The organism is Streptomyces sp. NPDC004539 (assembly GCF_040610055.1).
Taxonomy (GTDB): domain Bacteria; phylum Actinomycetota; class Actinomycetes; order Streptomycetales; family Streptomycetaceae; genus Streptomyces.
Map to the genome: position 1 here is coordinate 173,601 of NZ_JBEXLS010000010.1, position 26,115 is coordinate 199,715.

Sequence of the window (26,115 nt, forward strand, 5' to 3'; positions counted from 1 at the left end):
GCCCGGCCGGGGAGTCGAACCCCGGCCGGGCCGCCGTGTGTGTCTGGGGGGCCGTACCGGACTCAGTAGGGAAGGGTGCGCCCCGACGGGGTCCGCAGGTCCTGCGGCTCCGGTCGGCGGGGTCCACGGGGATGCCTGTTCAACTGCAACCTCTTCACGTCCGCCTCCTCGTCCCCCGCAGCACGGACCGGTTTCGCGTCGTTCCGTGCGCTCGGGCGTGTTGACCTTCTTGGGGCCGGTCATCCCCATCTCACGGCCGGAATATGCCCGCAGGCCGTGTCGAATCTCCGCAGGTCCCGGGGTCGCACCGATGAGCATGCGCCGCCTCTCTTGACGTGTACTTGGCCAAGTGGGTTTATGGGAGCGCTCCCATCTCACTGTCCCGCAGCCTGAACCCTCGGCGCTCACCCACTGGAGCCGCAGTGCGAACAACAGCAACAGCGAGAACGGCAAGAGCCCTCTTCCGGAAAGTACTGGCGGCCCTCCTCGGGGCCCTCCTGCTCGGCGCGCTCGCCCCCGCCGCGGCCCGCGCCGCGGCAACCGCCCCCGGAATCAAGGCGACCGGTCTGCACATCAGCAACGGCCGGCTGCTGGAGTCCAACGGCAACGATTTCGTGATGCGCGGCGTCAACCACGCGCACACCTGGTACCCGGGCCGCCTCAACCAGTCCCTCGCCGACATCAAGGCGTTCGGCGCCAACACCGTCCGTGTCGTCCTCGCCGACGGCCACCGCTGGACCGCCAACACCGCCTCCGACGTCGCCAACGTCATCGCGCAGTGCAAGGCCAACCGCGTCATCTGCGTCCTCGAGGTCCACGACACCACCGGATACGGCGAGGAGTCCGCCGCCGGCACCCTCGACCAGGCCGCCGACTACTGGATCAGTCTCAAGAGCGTCCTCGCCGGCCAGGAGGACTACATCGCCATCAACATCGGCAACGAGCCCTGGGGCAACACCAACCCGGCCGGCTGGACCGCCCCCACCATCGCCGCGATCCAGAAACTCCGCGCCGCCGGATTCCAGCACCTCCTCATGGTCGACGCCCCCAACTGGGGCCAGGACTGGCAGGGCGTCATGCGCGCCAACGCCCAGTCCGTCTACGCCGCCGACACCACCGGCAACCTCATCTTCTCCATCCACATGTACAGCGTGTTCGACACGGCCGCCGAGATCACCGACTACCTGAACGCCTTCGTCACCGCGAAACTCCCCCTCCTCATCGGCGAGTTCGGCGGCCCCGCCGACCAGTACGGCGACCCCGACGAGGACACCATGATGGCGACCGCCCAGCAGCTCAGGCTGGGCTACCTGGCGTGGAGCTGGAGCGGCAACACCGACCCGATCCTCGACCTCGCCCTCAACTTCGACGCGAACAACCTGAGTTCGTGGGGCAAGCGGATCTTCAACGGCGCCAACGGCATCGTCAGCACCTCCAAGGAAGCGACGATCTTCGGCGGCGGCAACCCCGGCGGTGACACCCAGGCGCCGACCGCCCCCGGCACGCCCACCGCCTCCGCGGTGACCGCGAACTCCGTGACGCTGAGCTGGGCCGCGTCCTCCGACAACGTTGGCGTGAGCGCCTACGACGTCGTCCGGGTGAGCGGCGGGACCGAGACGGCCGCCGCCGCGTCGACCACCAACTCGACGACGGTGACCGGGCTCTCGGCCTCCACCGGGTACACGTTCGCCGTCTACGCCCGCGACGCCGCCGGGAACCGCTCCACCCGGTCGGGCACCGTGAACGTCACCACGAGCCCGCCCGCCCCCGGCCAGTCCTGCTCCGTCGGGTACCGGTCGGTCGGCGAATGGCCCGGCGGGTTCCAGGGGGAGATCGTCATCAAGAACACCGACACGACCGCCGTCAACGGCTGGACGCTCGGCTTCTCCTTCGCCGACGGGCAGACCATCAGCAACATGTGGGGCGGGACGGCCACCCAGTCCGGAAGCGCCGTCACCGTGAAACCGGCCGCCTACACCGCCAACATCCCGGCGGCGGGCTCGGTGACCGTCGGGTTCATCGGCAACAAGGGGACCGTGAACAGCGTTCCGGCCTCGTTCACGCTCAACGGCACGACCTGCGCCAAGAGCTGACGGACCCTCATGAGCGGCCGGGGCGCGCGCGGCACGCCCCGGCCCGTCTCACTCCTTGGCCTGCGCCTTCTTCCGCCCCCACCGGGGCATCAGCCGTGAGCGCTCCACCTTCTCCGGCGTCTCCGACGGCGTGTGGTCGCTCCACGACTCGTACCCCGCGAACGGGTCCTCGGCAGGCCGCTGCGCCGGGATCTTCGCACGCAGGGTCAGGGTGTCGAAGTCGGGCAGGGCGTGGTCCGTGACCGACACCGGGAGCATCACGAGGGACGTCGTGCCCGACCGGGCGGCGGACGGCCGCAGTTGGACGCGGACGCCGTGACGGTGGGCCAGCCGGCTCACCACGAACAGGCCCATGTGCTGGGAGGCGGTCTCGTCCGGGGCGGGCGGGTCGGCGAGCTTGCGGTTGATCGTCGCGAAGTCCTCGGGGCGCAGGCCGATGCCCTGGTCGTGGATCTCCACCATCACCCCGCCGTCCGGCAGCCGCGTCGCGAGCACCCGGACCGGGGTCTTCGGGGACGAGAACGTCGTCGCGTTCTCCAGGAGTTCGGCCAGCAGATGCACCAGGTCGGTGACGGCCGGGCCACCGATCTCGACGTCCGGGACGCCCGCCAGCTCGATCCGCTCGTAGCTCTCCACCTCGGAGGAGGCCGCCCGCACCACGTCGACCAGCGGCAGCGGCCGGTCCCACAACTGGCCCGGCCGCTCCCCGCCGAGGACGAGGAGGTTCTCCCCGTTGCGCCGCACACGCGTCGCGAGGTGGTCGAGACGGAAGAGGTTCTCCAGCTGCTGCGGGTCGGTCTCCCGGTCCTCCAGCTCGCCGATCATCGCGAGCTGGCGTTCGACGAGGGACTGGTTGCGGCGGGACAGGTTGGTGAAGATCGCGTTCACCTGTCCCCGCAACCTGGCCTGGACGGCGGCCAGTCGGGCCGCCTCGTGGTGGACGTGGTCGAAGGCGCGGGCCACCTCGCCGATCTCGTCCGTCGAGGTGATCGGGATCGGGGTCACCCGGGGGTCGACGGTGTGCGGGTCGTTCTGCGACAGCCGGCCGATCAGCTCGGGCAGCTGGCGTTCCGCGATGTCGATGGCGGAGGCGCTCAGGCTGCGCATCCCACGGCTGGTGAGGCGGGCCATCCAGGCCGCGAACAGGAACGCCAGCAGGATCGCCGCCAGCACCAGCGCGCCGGTGAGGATCGCGTCGTCGCGCGAACTGTCCGCGATCGCCGTCGCGTTGGTGAGCGCGCCGTCCACCAGCTGCACCTGGACGCTGCGGTAGGCGTCGAAGCCGAGGGTGGAGGACGCGAAGAACGTCTCGGCGGTGATGCCCTCCTCCGCGAGGTCGGCGGCGGACGCCCCGGAGGAGATCCGCTCCACCATCGTCGCGATCGGCGGCGGCGCCACGTACGTCCGCCCGGCCGCCTGCGCCTCGGCGGCGGCCTGCGCGTTGCGTTCCTGGCCGCGCGCCTGCGCCGCCGCGAGGGCCTGCTGGAGGCGGGTCGTGTCGTCGGGGGTGCCCGCCGCCGCGTACTCGCGCAGCGCGACCTGTTCGAGGTAGGCGTACGACCTGAACGCGGTGAGCTGGACGGCGAGTTCGTTCTGCTTGAGCTTGTCGCGGTCGCCGACCAGGAGGTGCGTGCCGATGGACCGGATCAGGGACTCGGCGGCCTGCGTGAGGGAGATGGCGTACAGGGAACGGCCGAAACTGGACTGGTTGGAGCGGCCGTAGCCCAGTTCGTTGGAGATCTCCATCAGGGGGTGCTGGACGGCGTAGTAGCTCTCCTCGGTCTGCACCCCGGACGTCTTGTCCGTGAAGGCCGCCGCCCGGACCTGCGGGAGCTGCCGCTCGCCGGCCCGCACGAGCGCGACCCGGCGCACCAACCGGGCCTCCTGCGGCATGCGCCGGACGGCCTCGGCGAACGCCTTCGCGTCGGCGTCGGTGACCTTGCGCGCCTCGACGACGGCCGCCGCGTCCCGCTCCCCGAGGAGCAGCGGGACGACCGAGACGTCCCGCTCGTTGATGGCGTCGCTCGCGTACTGGCTGGCGGCGCGCACGAGTTCGGCCACCCGGACCGCGTCGTCCGCGTCCCGCCAGGTCTCCAGCGAGTCGTTGACCCGGATGCCGCCGAGGACCAGGGTCACCAGCACCGGGAGCAGCAGCGCGGCCCGAAGCCGCCTGGCCACCGGCCAGTTGCGGGTCAGCGGCTTGCGCGCGGGCTTCTTCGCCGGCTTGCTCACGGGCGTTCTCCGGGGCTCGGCCGCAGGGGCGTCGGCTGAGGTGTTCGGCAAGTGCGTCCCATTCGGTTCCGAGCCGTCACGCGTCCGGGCGGGTGTTGGGGCGGGGCTCGATCTGATCTGGCCAATTCTTAGCATCGAGCGATCGCCGATGTTCATCGTTCGGCCCAAGCCGTCCAAGTTTCACACAGGCCGACCGCTCCCCACGACCGGTGTGTCGGGTCCCCGGCGGTCAGCCGGACCGGAGAGCTTTCCAGGTCGGGCGGTTCACGACACCGGTCACATTCAGCCCCGCCGCGCCCTGGAAACTGCGCACCGCCGCCTCCGTACCGGGCCCGAAGTCCCCGTCCTCGCCGCCTGTTTGATACCCCCGTGCGACGAGCAGGCACTGCGCCTGCCGCACCTTCTTGCCGCTGTCCCCGGGCCCGATGACGGCCTTGCCCGCGTAGTAGTCGCAGCCCGCGGGCTGCGGTTCCGGATCGGTGCTCGGCGACTGCGTGCCCGGTGTGCTCCCGGGGTCGGTCACGCCACCGCTCGGCCCGGCCGTGGCACTCGGCACGACGGGGACGACGCCGTCGTCGGTGGAGACGTCGGGGGTGGGCGCGGGGACGCTCACGTCCGGTGCGGTGCCGGCCTTCGGTCCGGTGCGCTCACCGGAGATCGTCTTCGCGCCGCTCGGCTCCTGCGACGCCGACGCCCCGGCCGAGGCGGGGGTGGTGGCGCCTCCGTCGGCGGTCACGACACTGCGGCCGGGCGGAGCGGCGGACGCGGGGGTGCCCTGCCGGGTGAGGACGAAGGTACCGGCCGCCACCGCGCACAGGGAGACCCCGGTGGTGGCGATGATCAGACGCTTCCTGCGCCTGCGGCCGGTCCCGCCGAGGAGGGGTTTTCGCTGTTCGGTCCGGCTCGCGTCCTGTTCCGCCTGGCTCGTGTCCTGTTCCGCCCGGCTCGGGTCCGGTGCGGCCGGCGGTGTGCCTGGTGCTTCGCCCGGTTCCGCCGCCCCGTACGCCAGCGACCCGGGCGTCTGCGCCACCCCGCCGTTCTCGACGGGCGGGATGACGGCGGCGTCGGGGGCGGGCCGGCTCAGGGGTCCCCGGGGAGGCGTCGCGCCGAGCGGCGGACGGTGGCCCCGGGGGCGCAGCAGGGGGACCCGGTCGACGGGCATGGCGTGCAGGACGTCGTACGCCTCGCGGAGTCCCCGGACCCGGGTGTGCAGCGGCTCGGGCCAGTCGGGGGAGGTGACGTGCGGGGCGGCGGACGCGGTCAGGGCCCGCGGGGTGGGGCGCTCGGCGGGGTCCTTGGCGAGGCAGGAGGCCAGCAGGGCGCCGAGCGCCGGGTCGGCGGCCGTCACCTTCGCGATGACCTCCGCGTCGGGCTCCTCGAACGCGACGCGGTGCATGACGTCCACGCCCGTGCCGTCGCCGAACGGCGCGCGGCCCGCGGCGGCGTAGATGAGCGTCCCGGCGAGCGAGAACACGTCCGACGCGGTGTCGCAGTGGCCCGTGCGCAGATACTCCGGCGACATGTACGCGGGGGTGCCGACGCGGTTGCCGGTGCTGGTGATCGCGCTGACGTCGACGGCCTTGGCGATCCCGAAGTCTATGACGTGCGTCCCCCGGTCCGAGAGCAGCACGTTGGACGGCTTGAGGTCGCGGTGCACGACGTGCGCCTCGGCCAGCACGCCCAGCGCCTCGCCCAGTTCGGCGACGAGGCGCCACACGACGGCCGTCGCCAGCGCGCCGTCCGTGCGGACGGCGTCGGCGAGGTCCAGCGAGGGCAGGTACTCGGTGGCCATCCACAGCAGTTCGGCCTCGAAGCCGGTGCCCCGTAAGCGTGGTGCGCGCTCCGTCCTGATCCGGTCGTGGACCAGTGCCTCGCGCTCGAACCGGCGGCGGAAACGGGGGTCCTCGGCGTACTCGGGCCGGATCACCTTGACCGCGAACAGGCCCGGCCCGTCGTCCGCGGCACGTCCGAGGTACACGCGGCCCATGCCGCCGCTGCCGAGGAGCGCGAGGGTCACGTACGGACCGACCCGGTCCGGGTCGCCCGGTCGCAGCGGCTGCGCGCCGGTCCGCCGGAGGGCACCGGCCTCGTCGGTCACCGGGCCAGGTGGGACCGGTCTCTGGTCTGACACAGATCAACCCCGAAGTGATGTTCGCCGTACGTCAGTTCGTCTGGACGGGAGGTACGAGGCTAGCCCAGTTCGGGCAGGTGACGCGGGTGATTGCGGTGATCGGATCAGACCGGATCTCGGGTCGGGAGCATCGCCCAGACGGTCTTGCCCACCGGCGTGCGTTTCGTCCACCCCCAGTGCTCCGACAGCGCCTCGACGATCCTCAGGCCCCGGCCGTGTTCGAGAAACGGGTCGACGGCCGCCGGGTACACCGGGACGTCGTCGCTGCGGTCGGTGACGGCGCACATGAGATGCGTACGGCGCAGGGTGAGCCGGACGCGGACGTCGCACGTATCCGCGTGGGGCAGGGCGTGCAGGACGGCGTTCGCGGCGAGTTCGGTGACGACCGCCACCGCGTCGTCCGTGCAGTGCTCCAACTCCCAGTCGTCCAGCGTGCGATGGGTGAAGTCGCGGGCCTCGGCGAATCCCTCGCGGGTGCCCGTGAGATCCAGGATCGCGGACTTCGCGGTGGGGAACTGGGCGCGTGACAGCACGGCTTCTCCCTGGGACGACGTCGGTACAGGGCTCTGGCACACCGGATGACGGCCCGTCTATTATCCACGGTGTCGACGGCCGCGTGCAATTTCACGGGAAATTGCCACGGGTACATCCGGACACGCTGACACGCCGACACGCCGGGACACCGAGGAGGAAGCCGTGCCGTTCGAGAACGGAGTACGGGCGAGCTCGCTGGACGCCCGCTGGACCAAGAGCCGCCACAGCAACGCGACGGGCAACTGCGTGGAGACGGCCGCCCTGCCCGGGGGACTGGTCGCTCTGCGCAACTCCCGGGACCCCGACGGTCCCGCACTCGTGTACACGCCGGAGGAGATCGCGGCGTTCCTCGCGGGCGTCAAGGACGGCGAGTTCGACCATCTGGTGTGAAAAGGCGGCCCCCGGTCGCCTACTGTGAAAGGGCCGGGGCCGGCCGTCCGCCGTGAAAAAGAGGGGAGTTCACCTCCCCGGTGTGAACGCCCGTGCCCCGGACCGGTGTCCGGTCATGTTCCGGCGGCATGTGCCGGACGGCCCGTCGGTGAGACAATCCGGTCGGGAAAGTCCGGTTGGGAAAGTGCAGCCTCGTCATGTGGCCCTGAGGAGTCAGGATGTCCGCGGAGTCACCACGCGTCTCCCGCCTCGAACCGTATCTGAACCGGCAGGAACCCGCCCCGACCCTGCTGAAGACCCTCGTCGGCCTGCAACTCGCCGGCATGCGCGAGGACGCGGGCCTCGCGCAGGAGGAGGCGGCCCGCGCCGTCGGGTTCAGCCCCGCGAAACTGTCGCGCATCGAGTCCGGCAAGGGCCGCCGCCCTCCGGCCGAACCCGACGTCCGGCTCCTGCTGGGGCTGTACGGCGCCGAGGAGTACGAGGCGTCCGTCCTGCTCCAACTCCTGCGCAGGGCGGGCGAACCCGGCTGGTGGCAGCGGTACGACAAGCGGCTCATGCCCGAGTGGTTCGACCGGCTCGTCGGCCTCCAGGAGGGCGCCACCGCGATCCGCACCTTCGAGATCCAGTACGTGCCGGGGCTGCTCCAGACCCCCGCGTACGCCCGTGCCGTCGTCGAACGCGGGCTGCCCCGCGCCCCCTCGCGCGAGGTCGAGCGCCGGGTCGACCTGAGGATGCGGCGCACCGAACTCCTGCACCGCGCGGACGCCCCCTCGCTGTGGGCGGTCGTCGACGAGTCCGTCCTGCTGCGTGTCATCGGCGGCCGTGACGTGATGCGGGAGGAGCTCACCCACCTCGTCGACATGGCCGGGCGCCCCCATGTCACCCTCCAGGTCGTCCCGTTGGACGCCCCGCACGCCTCCGCGCCGCCCCTGCCGGTGACGTACCTGCGCTTCGGCGGCGTCGATCTGCCCGACGTGGTCTATCTGGAGCATCTCGCCGGGGCGGTGTTCGTGGAGGCGCAGGAGGAGACCGAGGAGTACCGGGCGGCGCTGGACCGGCTCGCGGACCAGGCGCTCGACCCCCGTGCCTCGCTGGAGCTGCTGAGACGGGTGAGGGACGAGCGCTATCCCGATCGGTAGCCGGTAGTCGGCGTCCGCTCTCAGCCGGGGATGCGCCCCAGCCCGCCGAACTCGATCCACTCCAGGGTCTGCTGACGGGGCGCCACCTCGGTGTCGGGCCGCCAGCCGGAGACCTCCACCAGCCCCGGTTCCAGGATCTCCAGACCCTCGAACCACCCCGCGACGTCCGCCTCCTGGCGCACCCGGCCCCAATGCCCCTGCGTCGCCTGGTCCATGAAGTCCGTGACGAACTTCCGGACTTCCGCGTCCTCGCTGACGAGCTGGCACATCACCACGAAACTCCCGGGCGCCAGCCGCTCGACGACCCTGCGGACGACGGCCTGCGGACCGTTCGCCTCGTCGTCCGGGATGCAGTGGAACACCGAGTTGAACAGCACGGCCACCGGCCGCGAGAAGTCGATCAGCCGCTCGGTGTCGGGGTGGGCGAAGATCTCGTCCGTGCGCCGCATGTCCGCGTGGATCACGGCGGTCCGGTCGTCCTCCTGGAGCAGCGCGCGGCCGTGCACGAGCACCATCGGGTCGTTGTCGACGTAGACGACGTGCGTCGCCGGGTCGACGCGCTGGGCGACCTGGTGGACGTTGTTCTGCGTGGGCAGGCCGGAGCCGTGGTCCAGGAACTGCCGGATGCCGTACTCCCGGGCGAGCGTGCCCACCACCCGCTGGAGGAAGCGGCGGTTGTTGAGGGCGAGGACGCGGGTGCTCGGGACGACCTGGTCGAGCTGTTCGCAGGCCGCGCGGTCCGCCGCGTAGTTGTCCTTGCCGCCCAGGTAGTGGTCGTACATCCGGGCCGCGGTGGGCACCGCCGCGTCGATGTCCATGGACAGCCGTTCACCGGGCCGCATGAGGCTCCCCCCAGGTCCGCTCCGCCGAGTCACGGAGGCGAACTCATCGTAGGGAAACGGGAATCGGGGGCGCCAGGGGTTCGGGCGGGGTTCCCCTGGAGGTGTCATGGGGTGAAGGGCGGCGGGGTGGAAGGCGGTGAGCGGGTGTGGTGGAGCGCGGCTGGGGTGTCACTCGAAAGTGGACTGTTCGTCCAAGGGTTGGATGTGTAGTCTAGGAAGCGGAGAGGAGGGCGGGCGGATGGCCGGAGGCGGGAGCAGGGACGGCGAGCGGGACGCGATCATCGCGGCGCTGGGGCCGGTGGTCGAGGGGCTGGTGGCGACGTTCGGGCCGATGTGCGAGGTGGTGCTGCACGACTACCGGCGCCCCGAAGCCTCGGTCGTGGCCGTCGCCGGCGCGGTGACCGGGCGCGTGGTCGGCGCGGCGATGAGCGAGATCGGGCTGCGCGTGCTGGCCGGGGGCGACGAGGCGGCGGACGACCTGAACTACGTGACGCGCACGGTCGGCGGCAAGATGGTCAAGTCCTCGACGATGGTGCTGCGCGACTCGGGCGGTACGGTCTTCGGCGCCCTGTGCGTCAACGTGGACATCACCGAGGTCGCGAAGGTCCAGTCCCTGCTGGGTGCCCTCGCCGGACCGGCCGCGGCGCCCGCCGAGACCCCGGTGACGACGTTCGAGCACGACATCGACTCCGTCGTGGACGTCCTGGTCGACACCCACCTCCCCGCCCGCGACGGCACCTGGTCCGACCTCGACCGCCCCCGCCGCCTCGACCTCTTCCGCACCCTCGACGCGCGCGGCGTGTTCGCCGTCCGCCGCTCCGTCGAACAGGTCGCCACCCGCCTCGGAATCTCCCGCGCCTCGGCGTACAGCTACCTGGCACAGGCGAGAGCGGGCGGGGCCGAGGGGGAGAGGGGGCCGGGGTGAGGGGCGTCGCCGGGGGAACGGCGGGGCCGAAGGGGAGGCGGCCTTCCGGCGGCGAGGGCGGGCCGGGGAAGAGGCTGCCTCCCGGTCGGTGCGGGCGAGAGTGGGCTTGGGAGGAGGCTGTTGCCCGGCCGGTGCGGGCGAGGGCGGGCCGGGGAGCAGTCGTCGCCTGGCCGGTGCGGGCGAGGGTGGGGCGGGGAGCAGCCGTCGCCTGGCCGATACGGCGAGAGCGGGCTGAGGAGGCTGCTGCCCGGTCGACGCGGGCGAGAGTGGGTCAGGAAGAGGCCGTCGCCTGGCCGATGTGGGCGAGGGCGGGCCGGGGAGCAGCCGCCGCCCGGCCGATGAAGAGCCGTCACCCGGCCGATACGGACGAGGCCGTGAGAGCCGGCGGCCGACCGATACACACGCGAACGACCCGAGAGGTGGACCACCCATGACGACCACACCCCTGCCGATCACCTTCGAGGACGTCCGTGAAGCCGCCCAGCGGCTCAAGGGGGTCGCGCACCGTACCCCGGTCCTGCGCTCGCGCACGCTGGACGAACGGGTCGGTGCCGAGGTGTACCTGAAGTGCGAGAACTTCCAGCGGATCGGCGCCTTCAAGTTCCGGGGCGCCTACAACGCGGCCTCCCGGCTGACCCCGGAGCAACTGGCACGGGGCCTCGCGGCCTACTCCTCCGGAAACCACGCCCAGGCCGTCGCCCTCGCCGCCCGCGAACTCGGCACGACCGCCGTCATCCTGATGCCGGAGGACGCCCCCCGCTCCAAGGCGGAGGCAACGGCCGGATACGGCGCCGAGATCGTCACCTACGACCGGTACACCGGCGACCGCGAGGCCATCAGCGAGGCGCTGGCGGCGGAGCGCGGCCTGACCCTGATCCCGCCCTACAACCACCCGCACGTGATGGCGGGCCAGGGCACGGCCGCGCTCGAACTCCTGGAGGAGACCGGCGGACTGGACGCGTTCCTGGCACCGGTCGGCGGAGGCGGCCTGATCTCCGGGTGTGCCACTGCCGTCAAGGCGCTCTCCCCCGACGCCCGGGTGATCGGCGTGGAACCGGAGGCCGGTGACGACACGAAGCGGTCCCTGGCGGCGGGCCACCGCGTCAGCGTCCCCATCCCGCGCACGATCGCCGACGGACAGGCCCTGGACACCCCGGGCACCCTGACCTTCCCGGTGATCCAGGAACTGGTGGACGCCGTGGAGCTGGTCTCCGACGACGAGATCAGGGCGGCGATGCGGTTCGCGTTCGAGCGGCTGAAGATCGTGGTCGAGCCGAGCGGGGCGACCCCGCTGGCCGCGCTCCTCTCCGGCCGGCTGGAAGGGCTCGGCGGGCGGATCGGGCTGATCGTGTCGGGCGGGAACGTGGACGCGGAACGGTTCGCGGAACTGTGCGGGGGAGGGGAGTGAGGGCGGGGGGCTCGGGAGGTGCGGGACGCGCCGGTTCAGCGGGAGGCGCCGGTTCACTCGAATGGCGGTCCCCGATGGACGGGCGGACGATGAAGGCGTAGGGCCGGTGGCGCCGGATACGGTGCGCGGGAAAGGCCGGTCCCGGTCGTGATGTAGGCGTGGCCGGAAGGGAGGAGCGTCATGCTGGAAGTGAAGACGCTCGACAAGCCCGACGAGCGGCGCGATTTCCCGCGCGGTCACCTCGAAGCCGTCCACCTCACGGGGCTCGACTTCGCCGTGGCGACGTTCGAACCGGGCTGGCGCTGGTCCGAGTCGGTGGCACCCCTCGCGGGCACGGAGAGCTGCGAGATCCACCACAACGGCTATGTCGTGCAGGGCCGTCTGCACGTACGGATGGACGACGGCGGCGAGGGCGAGGTAGGCCCCGGTGACGTGTTCGTCTGCCCGCCCGGACACGACGCCTGGGTGGTGGGTGACGAACAGGTCGTCGTGTACGACTTCGCGGGGTCGATGGCCAAGGAGTACGCCAAGGCATAGCGGAGGCGGGAGGTCAGACCGGAAGCAGCCGGCTCACGAGTTCACCGAGCTGGCGCGCGGTGCGGCACTCGTGCATCGCCACCAGCTCGGCGTACTCGGGGGCCGCCGAGTCCCCGGTGCCCCACAGCGAACGGGGCTCCGGGTTCAGCCAGTGCACGCGCCGTACCCGCCGGGCGATCTCGCGGACGGCGGCGAGGTTCGGGTCGCTCATGTTGGTGCGGGCGTCCCCGAGGACGAAGACGGTGGTGCGCGGGCCCAGCGTCGTGCCGTACCGCTCGGCGAACTCGCCGAGGGCCGTGCCGTAGTCGCTGCTGCCGTGCCAGCCCGTCAGGGTGGCCTCCGCCTGGATCAGGGCGCCGAGCCCCGCCGGGTCGGCGGCGCCGTGCCGCAGGAGGCCGGTCACCTCGTCGAGGCGGTTGACGAACGCGAAGACGCGGACCTTCGAGAACTGGTCGTGGAGGGCCTGCACGAGCAGCATCGTGAAGTCGGAGAACCCCGACACCGACCCCGACACGTCGCACAGCAGGACCAGCTCGGGCCGGACGGGGCGCCGCCGGCGCAGCACCGGCCGCACCGGGACCCCGCCCGTGGAGAGGGAGGCCCGCAGGGTGCGGCGCAGATCGATGGACCCCCGCGCGGCCCGGCGCCGCCGCGCCGCGAGCCGGGTCGCGAGCTTGCGGGCCAGCGGCTGGACCGTACGCCGCAGCTCGGCGAGCCGGTCGCGGCCCGCGTACAGGAAGTCCACCCGGTCCGCGGTGGGCGCCACCGCCCGCCGCGCGATCATCTCCCGCCCCCGCCGTTCGGCCACCCGCCGCCGCGCCTCGGCGGCCACCAGCGCCCGGAACTCCTCGACGCGTCGCCGCAGTTCGTCGTCGAGCAGCCGGCCGGTGAACCCCGAACCGCCGCCGCGCGAGCGGACGTCGTCGCGGACCCGCGCCAACAGGGTCTGCGGGCGCAGCCGTTCGAGGGTCTGATGCGACGACCACCCGTCCGACCCGGGGGAGTTCCCGTACCCGCCGAGCGCGTCCACCGCCTCCACGGCCAGTCGCCCGAGCAGCTGCCGGTCGTCGTCCGCGAGGGCCTGCGCGAGCCGCTCCCGCAGCGACTCCCGGTCCCCGGAGGGCTGTCCGGGCGCCCCGACCGAGCGCGGGAAGTACAGGTCGAAGACGGCGTCGAACACCGCCCGCTGCCCCGTGGTGTGCAGCAGGGTCGCCGCCAGCCCCTCGCGCAGCACCTCCCGGTCGTCGAACCCGAGCACGGCCACCGCCTCGGCGGCGTCCACGGTCTCCCCGGTCCCCACGGACACCCCGTGCTCCCGCAGCACCCCCGTGAACTCGGCCAGCCGCGCCGCGACGTCGTTCACACCGCGTCCAGATCGAGCTTGGCGGCGGCCTTGAGGATGTCGTCCTGATGCTTGAGGACGACCCCGAAGGTCTCGCGCACGACGGTCTCGTCCAGGGTGTCCGCGCCGAGCGCCAGCAGGGTGCGCGCCCAGTCGACGGTCTCCGCGACCGAGGGCGCCTTGCGCAGGTCCATCGCCCGCAGCGCCCCCACGACCCGGACGAGGGACGCGGCGAGCGCCTCCTCGACGCCGGGGACCTTCAGGCGGACGATGCGCCGCTCCAGCTCCTCCTCCGGGAACCCGATGTGCAGGAACAGGCAGCGCCGGCGCAGCGCCTCGGACAGCTCGCGGCTCGCGTTGGAGGTGAGGACGACGAAGGGGCGGTGCGTCGCGGTGACCGTGCCCAGCTCGGGGACGGTCACCTGGAAGTCGCTGAGCACTTCGAGGAGCAGCCCCTCCACCTCGACGTCCGCCTTGTCGGTCTCGTCGATGAGGAGGACCTTGCGCGCGTCCCCGCGGATCGCGGTGAGCAGGGGGCGGGGGAGGAGGAACTCCTCGCCGAAGATGTCCGTGCGGGCCTCGTCCCACGTCTCGTCACGGCCCGCGCTGATCCGCAGCAACTGCTTGGCGTGGTTCCACTCGTACAGCGCGCGGGACTCGTCGATGCCCTCGTAGCACTGGAGGCGGACCAGTTCGGCGCCGGCCACCGCCGCGACCGCCTTCGCCAGCTCCGTCTTCCCGACCCCGGCCGGGCCCTCGACGAGGAGCGGTTTGCCGAGGCGGTCGGCGAGGAAGACGGTCGTGGCGATCGCCGGGGAGGCGAGGTACCCGGCCTCGGCGAGCCGGGCGGAGACCTCGTCGACGGATGTGAACAACGCGGCCTCCGGGCGGTGGGACGACGGAACGTCACCTATCTAAGCGCTTGTTCACCGCCGTTGTCACGACCCGTCCAGCAGGATCACCTCCAGCGTGCGCGGCCCGTGCACCCCCTCCACCCGGTCCAGTTCGATGTCGCTCGTCGCCGACGGCCCCGAGATCCACGTCAACGGCCGCAGGGGGTCGAGCCGTTCGAGGGCCTGCGGCACCGACGACACGACCTGGTCGGGGACGCGGACGACGCAGATGTGGTGGTCGGGGACGAGGGTGATCCGGCGTCGTCCCTGGTCGGGGCCGCCGTCGAGGACGATGGTGCCGGTCTCGGCGACGGCCAGCGCGCAGGCGGTGACGACGCTGTCGACCCGGTCGAGCGCGTCCGCGGTGCCCTCGGCGTCGTCCGCGACCCGCTCGGCACCGGACTCCGCGAGCCACCCGGCGTCCAGCCCCGGCGGCACGACGACGGACGCCGCGCCCCGCTCGGCCAGCAACCGGCCGATCAGGGACGGCAGTTCGGCCGCGCTCGACCGGTGCACGATCGCCCGGTAGTCCGCGAGGTTCTCCGCCAGCAGCTCCACGGTCTCCGTGACACTCCGCGTGCCGTGCTCGCGCAGATACCCCCGCTCGATCGGCGCGTCGTCGGCCGGCACGTCCGCCAGCGCGCGCCGGACCCGGCCCAGAATGCGTTCCCTGCTGTTCACTTCGCCTCTCCTCGGGTCCGCTGCCACCAGTCACGGAACGGTTCGGCGGGCACCGACGGCAGATCCCGCGTCCCGCTCCACACTTTGCCCGGCCCGGGCAGCGTCCGGGGATGCCAGCGCCGGGTCCGGGAGGCGATCCGCTGCCCCGACCGCAGTGCGCCGGGCCGCCCGAAGGCCCAGCCCGCCGCCCGCATCGCGGCCCGCTCGGCGGCGTGCCCCTTCGCGGGCTTCAGCACGACCCGGTTCCCCTCCCGTACCACCGGCCCGCCCTGCACGACGCGTTCGCGCAGATGCACCAGCACCTCGGGGATGTCGATGGCGACCGGGCACACCTCGTAGCAGGCCCCGCACAGCGACGACGCGTACGGCAGCGAGGCGTCGATGTCGCTTCCCGTGCCCCGGAGTTGAGGGCTGAGGATCGCGCCGATCGGGCCCGGGTAGACCGAGCCGTAGGCGTGCCCGCCGGCCCGCTCGTAGACCGGGCAGACGTTGAGGCAGGCCGAGCAGCGGATGCAGCGCAGGGCCTGACGGCCGACCTCGTCGGCGAGGGTGTCGGTGCGGCCGTTGTCCAGCAGGACCAGGTGGAAGACGCGCGGGCCGTCGCCGTCCGTCGTACCCGTCCAGGTGCTGGTATAGGGGTTCATGCGCTCGGCGGTCGAGGAGCGCGGCAGGGTCTGGAGGAAGACCTCCAGGTCCTGCCAGGTCGGGACGATCTTCTCGATGCCGACGACCGAGATCAGGGTCTCGGGGAGGGTGAGGCACATACGGCCGTTGCCCTCGGACTCGACGACGACGAGGGTGCCGGTGTCGGCGACCATGAAGTTCGCGCCGGAGATGCCGACCTTGGCCCGCAGGAACTTCTCCCGCAGGTGCAGACGGGCGGCCTCGGCGAGTTCGGCCGGGGTGTCGGTGAGGCCCTCGGGGGCGGGGCGGCCCCACTCGCTCATCTCGCGTTCGAAGATGTCCCGGATCTCACCCCGGTTGCGGTGGATCGCCGGGACCAGGATGTGCGAGGGCCGGTCCTTACCCAACTGGACGATCAGCTCGGCGAGATCGGTCTCGTAGGCGCGGATGCCCTCCGCTTCGAGGGCCTCGTTCAGGCCGATCTCCTGGGTGGCCATCGACTTGACCTTGACGACCTCGGACTCGCCGGTCTCCTTGACCAGACGGGTGACGATCTCGTTCGCCTCGTCGGCGTCGGCCGCCCAGTGCACGGTCCCGCCCGCCGCCCGGACCGACTCCTCCAGCTGGAGTAGGTAGTGGTCGAGCCGGTGGAGCGTGTGGTCCTTGATCCGTTTGCCCGCCTCGCGCAGCTCGGCCCAGTCCGACACCTCCTCGACGGCCTTCGCGCGTTTCGCGCGGATGGTGTGGGTGGCGTGGCGCAGGTTGCCGCGCAGCGTCGGGTTCCCGACGGCGTCCTTCGCGGCGACCGGGAACGCCGGCATCCCTACGAACGTTCCGCTCATACGGCGGCTTCCTCCTCGGTGCTCGCCAGGATCTCCGCGATGTGCACGGGCCGCATGCCCGTGCCGGTGCGGGTCATCGTGCCGCCGATGTGCATCAGGCACGAGTTGTCGGCCGCGCACAGCACCTCCGCGCCCGTCGACTCCGCGTTGCGGACCTTGTCCGCGCCCATCGCCGCCGAGACGTCGGAGTTCTTCACGGAGAACGTCCCGCCGAACCCGCAGCACTCCTCCGCCCCCGGCAGCTCCACCAGCTCAAGTCCCTTGACGGCCTTGAGGAGCTGGTACGGCCGTCCGCCGAGCCCGAGACTGCGCAGCCCGTGACAGGTCGGGTGATAGGTCACCGAGTGCGGGTAGTACGCCCCCACGTCGGTCACCCCGAGCACGTCCACCAGGAACTCCGTCAGCTCGTACGTCTTCGGTACGACCGGCGCGAGCGTCGCCGCCAGCGAGTCCCCCCGGCCCTCCGCCCGCGCCCGCTCGCCCATCCGGGGGTACAGCTCGCGGACCATCGCCCCGCACGATCCGGACGGGGTGACGATCGCGTCGTACCCGGCGAAGACATCGGAGAAATGCCGGGCCAGTGGTTCGGCCTGGTGCCGGTACCCGGTGTTGTAGTGGGCCTGCCCGCAGCAGGTCTGCGCCATCGGGAAGTCCACCTCGACCCCCAGCCTGGTCAGGAGCTTCACCACGGCCCGGCCGGTATCGGGATACAGCGTGTCGTTGACACAGGTCAGGAACAGAGCGACACGCATCGCGGCTCCTCGGGGTCAGTCATCGGATGGATGCAGGGTAGTCGGCGGGGAGGGGATGGGGGAGTGGGGGGAGTAGGGGGAGGCAGCGGAGGTGGCGGAGGAGCGCGGCGGGTCCTGGCCGTCACCGGAATCCACCCCACCGCACCCCCTCTCAGCGTCCGGCGAGCCGGTCCTGTGCCTCGCGCCAGCGGTCCGTGCCGCCCTGCGGCTCGTACCGGGTCAGCGGCAGGCTCTGGACCAGCAGGCGCCGCATGTCGGCGCGGTCGCCCACCAGACCGTGCGCCCGCGCCTGCACGAGCACGTTCCCGAGCGCGGCGGCCTCGGTCGGCCCCGCGACGACCGGCAACCCGCAGGCGTCGGCGGTCAGCTGGCACAGCAGCGCGTTCCGGGTCCCGCCCCCGACGATGTGGACGACGTCGACAGGGTGATCGGCGAGCCGCTGGGCGTCCTCGACCGCCCGGCGATGGGCCAGGGCGAGGGAGTCGAGGATGCAGCGCGTGATCTCGCCCCGCGTCTGCGGCACCGGCTGCCCCGACGCCCGGCACGCCTCGGCGATCCGCTCCGGCATGCGCCCCGGCGCGAGGAACGCGGCGTCCCCCGCGTCCACGACCGACCGCAGCGCCGGCGCGGCGGCGGCCTCCCGCAGGAGCACCCCCAGATCCGGTTCGCCCCAGGCCCGTACGCACTCCTGGAGCAGCCAGAGCCCCATGATGTTGCGCAGGTAGCGGACGGTCCCGTCGATGCCCAGCTCGTTGGTGAAGTTGGCGGCCCGGCTCTCCTCGGTCAGGACCGGCGCCTCCAGCTCCAGGCCGGCCAGCGACCAGGTGCCCGTGCTGATGTACGCGAACCGCTCACTGCCGGCCGGCACCGCGGCGACGGCGGAGGCGGTGTCGTGCGACGCGACCGCCGTCACCGGAACGGGCCCGGTCAGGCCCGTCTCCTCCAGCACGCCGGGCAGCAACTCCCCGGCGTGGTCGCCGGGTTGCCGCAGCGGCGCGAACAACCCCAGGTCGATCCCGACGCGTTCGGCGACCTCGGACGACCAGTCCCGCGACCGGGGGTCGATCAGCTGGGTCGTCGAGGCGTTGGTCAGCTCGGTGCCCTGCACACCCGTCAGCCAGTACGACAGCAGATCCGGGATCAGCAACAGCCTTTCGGCGCAGGCCAGTTGGGCGGAGCCCTGCGAGGCCGCGAGCTGGTACAGGGTGTTGAAGGGCGCGTACTGCAACCCCGTCGCCGCGTACAGCTCGGCCGCCGGGACGCTCGCCCACACCTTCTCCGCGACCCCGTCGGTACGGGAGTCCCGGTAGTGCACGGGGTTGCCGAGCAGCGCCCCGTCCGCGTCCAGCAGCCCGTAGTCCACGGCCCAGCTGTCGATGCCGACCGAGTCGACCTGCCCGGCCGCCCGCAGCCCGTCCAGCACCCCGGCGTACAGGGCGAGTACGTCCCACCGCAGCCCCTCCGGCAGGCGCACCGGCCGGTTGGCGAACCGGTGCACCTCCGTCAGCTCCAGCGACTCGGGGCTGACCCTGCCGGCCATCACCCGGCCGCTGGAGGCGCCCAGGTCGACGGCCGCGTACGCCTTCTGACGCCCGCTCACCGGAGGAAGGCGGCGGCGACGCCCGCGTCGACCGGGACGTGCAGACCGGTGGTGTGGGTCAACTCCCCGCCCGTCAGCGCGAACACGGCGTTGGCGACGTGCTCGGGCAGCACCTCGCGCTTGAGGATGGTCCGCTGGGCGTAGAACTCGCCGAGCTTCTCCTCCTCGATCCCGTACGTCGCCGCGCGCTGCGCGCCCCACCCGCCGGCGAAGATCCCCGACCCGCGCACGACGCCGTCCGGGTTGACCCCGTTGACGCGGATGCCGTGCTCGCCCAACTCGGCGGCCAGCAGCCGGACCTGGTGGGCCTGGTCGGCCTTGGTCGCGGAGTAGGCGATGTTGTTCGGCCCGGCGAAGACGGAGTTCTTCGACGCGATGTAGACGATGTCCCCGCCGATGCCCTGCGCGGTCATCACCCGCGCCGCCTCCCGCGACACCAGGAACGACCCGCGCGCCATGATGTCGTGCTGGAGGTCCCAGTCCTTCGCCGAAGTCTCCAGCAGGGGCTTGGAGATGGAGATCCCGGCGTTGTTCACGACCAGGTCGACCCCGCCGAACGCGAGCACGGCCGCCTTGAACGCCTCGGTGATCTGCTCCTCGGACGTCACATCCACGGTCACGGCGACGGCCTTGTCCGGCCCGCCCAACTCCTCCGCCACCGCAGCCGCGTTGTCGGCGTTGAGATCCGCGACGACGACACACGCCCCCTCGGCCACCAGCCGCTCGGCGATCGCCTTCCCGATCCCGCTGCCCGCGCCGGTCACCAGCGCGACCCGCGTCGCGAGCGCCTTGGGCTTCGGCATCCGCTGGAGCTTGGCCTCCTCCAGCGCCCAGTACTCGATACGGAACTTCTCCGACTCCTCGATCGGCGCGTACGACGAGACCGCCTCGGCCCCGCGCATCACGTTGACCGCGTTGACGTAGAACTCCCCGGCGACCCGCGCCGTCTGCTTGTCCTTGCCGAAGGAGAACATCCCGACGCCGGGGACCAGCACGATCGCCGGGTCGGCGCCGCGCAGCGCGGGGGAGTCCGCGTCGGCGTGCCGCGCGTAGTAGGCGGCGTACTCCTCGCGGTACTCGGCGTGCAGCTCCTTCAGCCGCGCGACCGCGTCCTCCAGCGGGGCGGCCGGCGGCAGGTCGAGGACGAGCGGCCGGACCTTGGTGCGCAGGAAGTGGTCGGGGCAGGACGTGCCGAGCGCGGCCAGGCGGGGGTGCTCGGCACGCGCGAGGAACTCCAGCACGGGCGCCGAGTCGTCGAAGTGCCCGACCTGCGGCTTGTCCTGCGAGGCGAGGGCCCGCACGTACGGCGCGAGCGCGGCGGCGCGCTCCCGGCGTTCGGCGTCCGGGAGAGCCTCGTACCCCTCCAGCACCGGGCCGAACGGCTCGGCCTTGCCCTTCGAGGCGAGGAACTCCTCGGCGGTCCGGATGATGTGCAGGGAGTTGCGCTCGCACTCCTCGGCCGTCTCGCCCCAGGCGGTGATCCCGTGCCCGCCCAGGATGACGCCGATGGCCTGCGGGTTGGCCTCCTTGATGGCGGCGATGTCCAGCCCGAGCTGGAAACCGGGGCGCCGCCAGGGCACCCAGGCGACCGTGTCCCCGAAACACTCCGCTGTCAGCTTCTCCCCGTCCGCCGCGCAGGCGAGCGCGATCCCCGAGTCGGGGTGGAGGTGGTCGACGTGCGCGGCGTCCACCAGCCCGTGCATCGCGGTGTCGATGGAGGGGGCGGCGCCCCCCTTGCCGTGCAGGCAGTAGTCGAACGCGGCGACCATCTCGTCCTCGCGCTCGACACCCGGGTACACGCCCTTGAGCGCGTGCAGCCGGTCCAGCCGCAACACCGCGAGCCCGGCCTCGGTGAGCGTCCCGAGGTCGCCACCGGACCCCTTGACCCACATCAACGGGACATCCCCGCCGGTCACCGGGTCGACATCGGTGCCCTTGGCGGAAGCGTTGCCACCGGCGTAGTTGGTATTACGAGGATCGGCACCGAGCCGACGCGACCGAGCGATGAGAGCAGCGGCCTCGGGATGAACGCTCACGGATCTTCCTTAACTTCTAGAGAGACGGGGAGTGCATGTACCTCAGGGGCGCGGGGAACTGCGCGAGCAACCACAGCGGACCCGCACCCCGCAACGAACCAGAACCGGGCAGACGCTTACGCACCCCACCCGGCCTGCTCCCCACCCACACGCTCCGCCACGATCTTCTCGGCCCACCCGGACCGCGCGTACGCCGCGATGGGATCGGCGTCCAGCCCCATCTCCTCGCGCACCTCCCGCAGCAGCGGCCGCACGTCCGTGTTGAACGCGTCCATCAGCACCGCGTTCGCCGCCAGCACATCCCCGGAGACCTGGGCCGCGCCCAACGCCTCCCGGTCCACCAGCAGCGCCTTCGCCGTCGCCTCCTGCACGTTCATCACGGACCGGATGATCGCCGGAATCTTCGCCTCGATGTTGTGGCACTGGTCCAGCATGAACGCCACGTCGGAGGTGAACCCCCCACCCCGCCCGACCTCGTACATGATCCGGAACAGCTGGAACGGGTCGGCGGCCCCCACCATCAGATCGTCGTCGGCGTAGAACCGGGAGTTGAAGTCGAACCCGCCGAGCTTCCCCTCCCGCAGCAGCAGCGCCACGATGAACTCGATGTTCGTGCCCGGCGCGTGGTGCCCGGTGTCCACGACGACCTGAGCCTTCGGCCCGAGCTTCAGGCAGTGCGCGTAGGCGGTACCCCAGTCCGGGACGTCCGTCGCGTAGAACGCCGGCTCGAAGAACTTGTACTCAAGGAGCATCCGCTGCTCGTCACCGAGCCGGGCGTACACCTCCGCGAGGGCCTCCCCGAGCCGCTCCTGCCGGGCAACGATGTCGTCCTGCCCGGGATAGTTCGTCCCGTCGGCGAACCAGAGCTTCAGATCACGGGACCCGGTGGCGTCCATGATGTCGACGCACTCGACAAGGTGCGCGACGGCCTTGCGGCGCACGGCTGCATCCGCGTGACAGACGCTCCCGAGCTTGAAGTCGTCGTCCTGAAACGTGTTCGAGTTGATCGCGCCGAGCCTCAGCCCGCGCTCCTCGGCATGTTTCGCAAGTGCCGCGTAGTCCTCGACCTTGTCCCACGGAATGTGCAGCGCGACGGTCGGGGCCACACCGGTGAACGCGTGGACCTGAGCGGCGTCGTCCAGCTTCTCCCACGGCGTACGCGGAACCCCCTGCTGGGCGAACACCTTGAACCTGGTCCCCGAGTTCCCGTACGCCCACGACGGCGTCTCGACGGCCTGGTTCTTCAGTGCGGCCTTCACCGCGGCGAGATCGGTCACTTCGGGCTCCAGAGGCAGGCTACGGATGAAACGATTCAGTAGGGGAAGTTATGAGCACGCCGAGGGAGTGTCAACCCCTCCGGCCGGGCGGGTTCTCCGTGACCGTCGTGTGACCTTCGGCTATCGAAATTTTTTCGAGACGGACCCATTGACGTGACATGCCCGTGGTGCCTACGGTCCCGGCAATCCAGTTGAAACCTTTCACGACGTCGTGGGGCTCACCGCCGGCGTCGTCGTCGAGGAGAGTTCCCATGACCCACCCGTCCGACGAGGGACCCGCCCCGGTACTGGCGCTCAAGGACGTCGCCAAGTCCTTCGGCGCCGTCCGCGCCCTGCGCGGCGTCTCCCTGGAGCTGTACCCCGGCGAGGTGCACGCGCTCGCCGGGGAGAACGGCGCGGGCAAGTCGACGCTGATCAAGACCCTTGCGGGAGTGCACCGGCCCGACGCCGGCCAAGTGCTCCTCGACGGCTCGCCGGTCGTCTTCCACGGCCCCGGCGACGCCCGCGACGCGGGGATCGCCGTGATCTACCAGGAGCCGACGCTCTTCCCCGACCTGTCGATCGCCGAGAACATCTTCATGGGCCGCCAGCCGCGCCGCGCCCTCGGCCGCATCGACCACAAGGCCACCCGTGACGCGACCGCCGCCCTGATGACCCGGCTCGGCGTCGCCCTCGACCCCGACCGCCCCGCACGCGGCCTGTCCATCGCCGACCAGCAGATCGTCGAGATCGCCAAGGCGCTCTCCTTCGACGCCCGGGTCCTGATCATGGACGAGCCGACCGCCGCCCTCACCGGCAGCGAGGTCGCCCGCCTCTTCGGCGTCGTCCGCACCCTGCGCGAACAGGGCGCGGCGGTGCTGTTCATCTCGCACCGGCTGGAGGAGATCTTCGAGATCTGCCAGCAGGTGACGACGCTGCGCGACGGCGCCTGGATCGCCAGCGAGCCGATCGCCGGCATGACCGAGGACGACCTGGTCCGCCGCATGGTGGGCCGCGACCTCGACGAGCTGTACCCGAAGCAGGACGTCACCCCCGGCGCGGTCGCCCTGAGCGTGCGCCGCCTGACCCGCGAGGGCGTCTTCACGGACGTCTCCTTCGACGTCCGGCGCGGCGAGATCGTCGGCCTCGCCGGACTCGTCGGCGCCGGCCGCACCGAGGTCGCGCGGGCCGTGTTCGGCATCGACCGCTGGGACGCCGGAGAGGTCACCGTCGACGGCAGGCCGCTCACCAACGGCGCCCCGTCCGTCGCGATGTCCTCCGGCCTCGCCCTGGTCCCCGAGGACCGCCGCGCCCAGGGCCTCGTGATGGACATGTCCATCGAACGCAACATCGGCCTCACCGGACTCCGTACGACCGTCAGGGCCGGCCTCATGGACCGGGGCGCCGAGCGCAGCCGCTCCCTCGACTGGGCCGTCAAGCTCCAGGTCAAGTACGCCCGGCTGGCCGACACCGTCAACACTCTTTCGGGTGGGAACCAGCAGAAGGTCGTCCTCGCGAAATGGCTGGCCACGAAGCCTCAGGTGCTCATCGTCGACGAACCCACCCGGGGCATCGACGTCGGCACCAAGGCCGAGGTGCACCGCCTCCTGAGTGAACTCGCGGCCGACGGTGTCGCCGTCCTGATGATCTCCTCCGACCTGCCCGAGATCCTCGGTATGGCCGACCGCGTGCTCGTCATGCACGAGGGCCGGCTCACCGCCGAGATCTCCCGATCCGACGCCACCGAGGAAACCGTGATGGCCGCAGCCACCGGGAGGGCCGCATGAGCGCCCTCCCCGTCGAGGTGCCGAAGTCCTCCGGGACCCGGCTCGTCGACCGTGTCTTCAAGATGCGCGAACTCGCCATCCTCGTCGTCTTCCTGGTGATGATCGCCATCACCCAGGCCGGCAACAGCGAGTTCCTCTCCGAGCAGGGCATCAAGGACCTCCTGCTCAACGCGACGATCCTGGTCCTGGTCGCCACCGGGCAGTCCCTGGTCGTCATCACCCGCAACGTCGACCTGTCCGTCGGCTCCACCCTCGGCATCAGCGCCTTCGCCGCCGGCACCTACCTGCACGGCGGCGGGAACGCGGTCGTCGCGATCGCCCTCGCCGTGCTGATGGGCATCGGGTTCGGGCTGCTGAACGGGCTGCTCGTCAGCCTCGGCCAGGTGCCCGCCCTCGTCGTCACCCTCGGCACCCTCTACATCGTCCGGGGCATCGACTCCATCTGGGTCGGCTCCCGCCAGATCACCGCCGCCGACCTGCCCTCCGGGTTCGTCGACTTCGGCTCCGGCGGCATCTCCGCCGTCCCCTACCTCGCGCTGATCGCCCTCGCGGTGCTCGTCGCGACCGCCTACTACCTCAAGCACTTCGGCAGCGGACGCGAGCTGTACGCGCTCGGCTCGGGCCCCGAGGCCGCCCGGCTCGCCGGCATCCCCGTCCGCAAGCGCATCCTCGCCGCCTACACGTTCTGCGGGGCCCTCGCCGGACTCGCCGGCGCGCTGTACCTGGCCCGGTTCGGGAACGTCGACTCCGGGACCGGCACCGGCTACGAACTCACCGTCGTCAGCGCGGTCGTGGTCGGCGGCGTCGTCTTCACCGGCGGCTCCGGCAGCGTCTACGGCGCGGCCCTCGGCGCGCTGCTCCTGACCTCCATCAACAGCGTGCTGCCCGCGCTCGGCGTCAGCTCCGTGTGGGTCCTCGCCATCAACGGCGTCCTCCTGCTGCTCGCCATCGCCGTCGACCGGGTGGTCGCGCTGCGGGTCGCCGCCTCGCTCAAGAAGAAGTCGGCCGCCGCGCGGCTCGCCGCCGTCGGTGCCGCACCGAACGCCGAGAAGGGAGAGCCCCGTGCCTGAGTCCCTCACCCGGGCCGTCCGCTGGGACACCGTCGTCGGTGCCCTGCTGATCGTCCTGCTGCTGCTCTCCTTCTCCACCGTGGACGGCTTCGGCAACGCGCTCAACCTGTCGTTCCTGCTGGGGAACACGCTGCCCATCGCGCTCGTCGCGCTGCCGATGACGATGCTCGTCGTGTCCGGGGAGATCGACCTGTCGGTCGCGTCCACCGCCGGGCTCTCCGGGGCCGTCATGGGGGCGCTGTGGAACCAGGGCATGACGATCGAGACGATCATCCCGATCTGCCTCGCCCTCGGCGTGGTGTGCGGGCTCGTCAACGGACTGCTCGTCACCCGGCTGGGGCTGCCCTCGCTCGCCGTCACCATCGGCACGCTCGCCGCCTACCGGGGGATCGCGCAGATCGTCCTCGGCTCCGACGCGGTCACCGACTTCCCGACCCAGTACCTCGACTTCGCGGCCGGCCGGGTCGGGGACAGCTTCCTGCCGCAGGCGTTCCTCCCGTTCGTCGTGCTGCTCGCCATCGCCGTCGTCGTCCTGCACGCCACCCCCTTCGGGCGGTCCGTGTTCGCGATCGGCGCCAGCGAGGAGGCCGCCCGGTTCTCCGGTATCCGCGTCAAGCGCAACAAGCTGATCCTGTTCACCGTCACCGGCCTCATGGCCTCGCTGACCGGGATCTTCTGGGCGCTGCACTACGCCAGCGCCCGCTACGACAACGCCACCGGCCTCGAACTCTCCGTCATCGCCGCCGTCCTGCTCGGCGGGATCGACTTCGACGGCGGCAAGGGCACCCTGGGCGGGGCCATCGCCGGGGTGTTCCTGCTCGGCACCGCGCAGAACGTCATGAGCCTCCAGGACGTCTCCGCCCAGTCCCAGATCCTCGTCACCGGCGTCCTGCTCGTCGTCTCCGTGCTGGCCCCCCGGGTCGCACGCCAGATCTCCGTCGCGAGGGCGGGCAGACAAGCCGCCTCGACCCCGACGCCGTCCCTCCGCTCACCCTCGTAAA

21 protein-coding genes are annotated in these 26,115 nt (G+C 71.8%); 9 read left to right on the forward strand and 12 right to left on the reverse strand.

Features of this window, described 5'->3' with window-relative positions; translation table 11 throughout:
• Positions 1–422 precede the first annotated feature (422 nt).
• Positions 423–2,093, forward strand: coding sequence for a cellulase family glycosylhydrolase (locus ABZX85_RS22175; protein ID WP_355871116.1), 1,671 nt, complete (start codon positions 423–425; stop codon positions 2,091–2,093).
• Between the two features lie 48 nt (positions 2,094–2,141).
• On the opposite strand, the gene ABZX85_RS22180 is transcribed toward ABZX85_RS22175, so the two are convergent.
• The 3 genes from ABZX85_RS22180 to ABZX85_RS22190 form a co-directional block, all read right to left on the reverse strand.
• Positions 2,142–4,325 (reverse strand): nitrate- and nitrite sensing domain-containing protein, encoded by a 2,184-nt coding sequence (locus ABZX85_RS22180; protein WP_355871119.1) that lies wholly within the window; start codon positions 4,323–4,325, stop codon positions 2,142–2,144.
• Positions 4,326–4,554: 229 nt separating this feature from the next.
• Positions 4,555–6,423, reverse strand: coding sequence for a protein kinase (locus ABZX85_RS22185; protein ID WP_355871122.1), 1,869 nt, complete (start codon positions 6,421–6,423; stop codon positions 4,555–4,557).
• A 137-nt stretch (positions 6,424–6,560) separates the two neighbouring features.
• A complete protein-coding gene (locus tag ABZX85_RS22190; RefSeq protein ID WP_355871125.1) occupies positions 6,561–6,989 on the reverse strand; it encodes an ATP-binding protein in 429 nt (142 codons plus the stop codon).
• Positions 6,990–7,152: 163 nt separating this feature from the next.
• On the opposite strand from ABZX85_RS22190, the gene ABZX85_RS22195 reads away from it, so the two are divergent.
• On the forward strand, positions 7,153–7,380 hold the full coding sequence (locus ABZX85_RS22195; protein ID WP_355871128.1) for a DUF397 domain-containing protein: 228 nt from the start codon (positions 7,153–7,155) through the stop codon (positions 7,378–7,380).
• Between the two features lie 218 nt (positions 7,381–7,598).
• On the forward strand, positions 7,599–8,519 hold the full coding sequence (locus ABZX85_RS22200) for a helix-turn-helix transcriptional regulator (RefSeq protein WP_355871131.1): 921 nt from the start codon (positions 7,599–7,601) through the stop codon (positions 8,517–8,519).
• 20 nt (positions 8,520–8,539) lie between these two features.
• Here ABZX85_RS22200 and ABZX85_RS22205 read toward each other — a convergent pair whose 3' ends face one another.
• Positions 8,540–9,361: an SAM-dependent methyltransferase gene (locus tag ABZX85_RS22205; RefSeq protein ID WP_355871134.1), complete on the reverse strand. Its 822-nt coding sequence runs from the start codon at positions 9,359–9,361 to the stop codon at positions 8,540–8,542.
• 238 nt (positions 9,362–9,599) lie between these two features.
• Here ABZX85_RS22205 and ABZX85_RS22210 point away from each other — a divergent pair, with 238 nt between their 5' ends.
• The 3 genes from ABZX85_RS22210 to ABZX85_RS22220 all read left to right on the forward strand — a co-directional run bounded on the left by ABZX85_RS22210 (position 9,600) and on the right by ABZX85_RS22220 (position 12,231).
• Positions 9,600–10,286, forward strand: a complete 687-nt coding sequence (locus ABZX85_RS22210) for a PAS domain-containing protein (RefSeq protein ID WP_355871136.1) — start codon at positions 9,600–9,602, stop codon at positions 10,284–10,286.
• A 430-nt stretch (positions 10,287–10,716) separates the two neighbouring features.
• Positions 10,717–11,694, forward strand: a complete 978-nt coding sequence (locus ABZX85_RS22215) for a threo-3-hydroxy-L-aspartate ammonia-lyase (RefSeq protein WP_355871139.1) — start codon at positions 10,717–10,719, stop codon at positions 11,692–11,694.
• Between the two features lie 180 nt (positions 11,695–11,874).
• Complete coding sequence (locus ABZX85_RS22220) at positions 11,875–12,231, forward strand: cupin domain-containing protein (protein WP_355871141.1); 357 nt, start codon at positions 11,875–11,877, stop codon at positions 12,229–12,231.
• A gap of 13 nt (positions 12,232–12,244) precedes the next feature.
• Here the strand turns inward: ABZX85_RS22220 and ABZX85_RS22225 are convergent, their stop codons facing one another.
• From ABZX85_RS22225 to rhaI, 8 genes are all read right to left on the reverse strand, one after another.
• Positions 12,245–13,594 carry a VWA domain-containing protein gene (locus tag ABZX85_RS22225; RefSeq protein WP_355871144.1) on the reverse strand — a complete coding sequence of 450 codons (1,350 nt, stop codon included), beginning with the start codon at positions 13,592–13,594 and terminating at the stop codon, positions 12,245–12,247.
• On the reverse strand, positions 13,591–14,448 hold the full coding sequence (locus ABZX85_RS22230) for a MoxR family ATPase (RefSeq protein WP_355871146.1): 858 nt from the start codon (positions 14,446–14,448) through the stop codon (positions 13,591–13,593). Before ABZX85_RS22230 ends, ABZX85_RS22225 begins: the two co-directional genes overlap by 4 nt.
• Before the next feature lie 63 nt (positions 14,449–14,511).
• Positions 14,512–15,147: an LUD domain-containing protein gene (locus tag ABZX85_RS22235; protein WP_355871148.1), complete on the reverse strand. Its 636-nt coding sequence runs from the start codon at positions 15,145–15,147 to the stop codon at positions 14,512–14,514.
• The gene (locus ABZX85_RS22240) at positions 15,144–16,613 is read right to left on the reverse strand and encodes a LutB/LldF family L-lactate oxidation iron-sulfur protein (protein ID WP_355871151.1); all 1,470 of its coding nucleotides are present in this window, start codon (positions 16,611–16,613) and stop codon (positions 15,144–15,146) included. Before ABZX85_RS22240 ends, ABZX85_RS22235 begins: the two co-directional genes overlap by 4 nt.
• On the reverse strand, positions 16,610–17,365 hold the full coding sequence (locus ABZX85_RS22245; RefSeq protein ID WP_355871154.1) for a (Fe-S)-binding protein: 756 nt from the start codon (positions 17,363–17,365) through the stop codon (positions 16,610–16,612). Before ABZX85_RS22245 ends, ABZX85_RS22240 begins: the two co-directional genes overlap by 4 nt.
• A 151-nt stretch (positions 17,366–17,516) precedes the next feature.
• Positions 17,517–18,905 (reverse strand): rhamnulokinase family protein, encoded by a 1,389-nt coding sequence (locus tag ABZX85_RS22250; protein ID WP_355871448.1) that lies wholly within the window; start codon positions 18,903–18,905, stop codon positions 17,517–17,519.
• 56 nt (positions 18,906–18,961) lie between these two features.
• Positions 18,962–21,001 carry a bifunctional aldolase/short-chain dehydrogenase gene (locus tag ABZX85_RS22255; RefSeq protein ID WP_355871157.1) on the reverse strand — a complete coding sequence of 680 codons (2,040 nt, stop codon included), beginning with the start codon at positions 20,999–21,001 and terminating at the stop codon, positions 18,962–18,964.
• 116 nt (positions 21,002–21,117) lie between these two features.
• The gene (gene rhaI, locus ABZX85_RS22260; RefSeq protein ID WP_355871160.1) at positions 21,118–22,278 is read right to left on the reverse strand and encodes an L-rhamnose isomerase; all 1,161 of its coding nucleotides are present in this window, start codon (positions 22,276–22,278) and stop codon (positions 21,118–21,120) included.
• Between the two features lie 251 nt (positions 22,279–22,529).
• Here rhaI and ABZX85_RS22265 point away from each other — a divergent pair, with 251 nt between their 5' ends.
• From ABZX85_RS22265 to ABZX85_RS22275, 3 genes are read left to right on the forward strand one after another with little or no spacing between them, the layout of a single operon-like run.
• Complete coding sequence (locus tag ABZX85_RS22265; protein ID WP_355871163.1) at positions 22,530–24,044, forward strand: sugar ABC transporter ATP-binding protein; 1,515 nt, start codon at positions 22,530–22,532, stop codon at positions 24,042–24,044.
• Positions 24,041–25,114, forward strand: a complete 1,074-nt coding sequence (locus ABZX85_RS22270) for an ABC transporter permease (RefSeq protein ID WP_355871166.1) — start codon at positions 24,041–24,043, stop codon at positions 25,112–25,114. Before ABZX85_RS22265 ends, ABZX85_RS22270 begins: the two co-directional genes overlap by 4 nt.
• Positions 25,107–26,114 carry an ABC transporter permease gene (locus ABZX85_RS22275; protein WP_355871169.1) on the forward strand — a complete coding sequence of 336 codons (1,008 nt, stop codon included), beginning with the start codon at positions 25,107–25,109 and terminating at the stop codon, positions 26,112–26,114. Before ABZX85_RS22270 ends, ABZX85_RS22275 begins: the two co-directional genes overlap by 8 nt.
• The last annotated feature ends 1 nt before the right edge of the window (position 26,115 follow it).

What these genes read in the sequence shown, in the direction of transcription:
- ABZX85_RS22200 (WP_355871131.1), top strand. Translation starts at nt 7,599, where the DNA reads ATGTCCGCGGAGTCACCACGCGTCTCCCGCCTCGAACCGTATCTGAAC.
- ABZX85_RS22205 (WP_355871134.1), bottom strand. Translation starts at nt 9,361, where the DNA reads ATGCGGCCCGGTGAACGGCTGTCCATGGACATCGACGCGGCGGTGCCC.
- ABZX85_RS22210 (WP_355871136.1), top strand. Translation starts at nt 9,600, where the DNA reads ATGGCCGGAGGCGGGAGCAGGGACGGCGAGCGGGACGCGATCATCGCG.
- ABZX85_RS22215 (WP_355871139.1), top strand. Translation starts at nt 10,717, where the DNA reads ATGACGACCACACCCCTGCCGATCACCTTCGAGGACGTCCGTGAAGCC.
- ABZX85_RS22220 (WP_355871141.1), top strand. Translation starts at nt 11,875, where the DNA reads ATGCTGGAAGTGAAGACGCTCGACAAGCCCGACGAGCGGCGCGATTTC.
- ABZX85_RS22240 (WP_355871151.1), bottom strand. Translation starts at nt 16,613, where the DNA reads ATGAGCGGAACGTTCGTAGGGATGCCGGCGTTCCCGGTCGCCGCGAAG.
- ABZX85_RS22245 (WP_355871154.1), bottom strand. Translation starts at nt 17,365, where the DNA reads ATGCGTGTCGCTCTGTTCCTGACCTGTGTCAACGACACGCTGTATCCC.
- ABZX85_RS22250 (WP_355871448.1), bottom strand. Translation starts at nt 18,905, where the DNA reads ATGGCCGGCAGGGTCAGCCCCGAGTCGCTGGAGCTGACGGAGGTGCAC.
- ABZX85_RS22265 (WP_355871163.1), top strand. Translation starts at nt 22,530, where the DNA reads ATGACCCACCCGTCCGACGAGGGACCCGCCCCGGTACTGGCGCTCAAG.
- ABZX85_RS22270 (WP_355871166.1), top strand. Translation starts at nt 24,041, where the DNA reads ATGAGCGCCCTCCCCGTCGAGGTGCCGAAGTCCTCCGGGACCCGGCTC.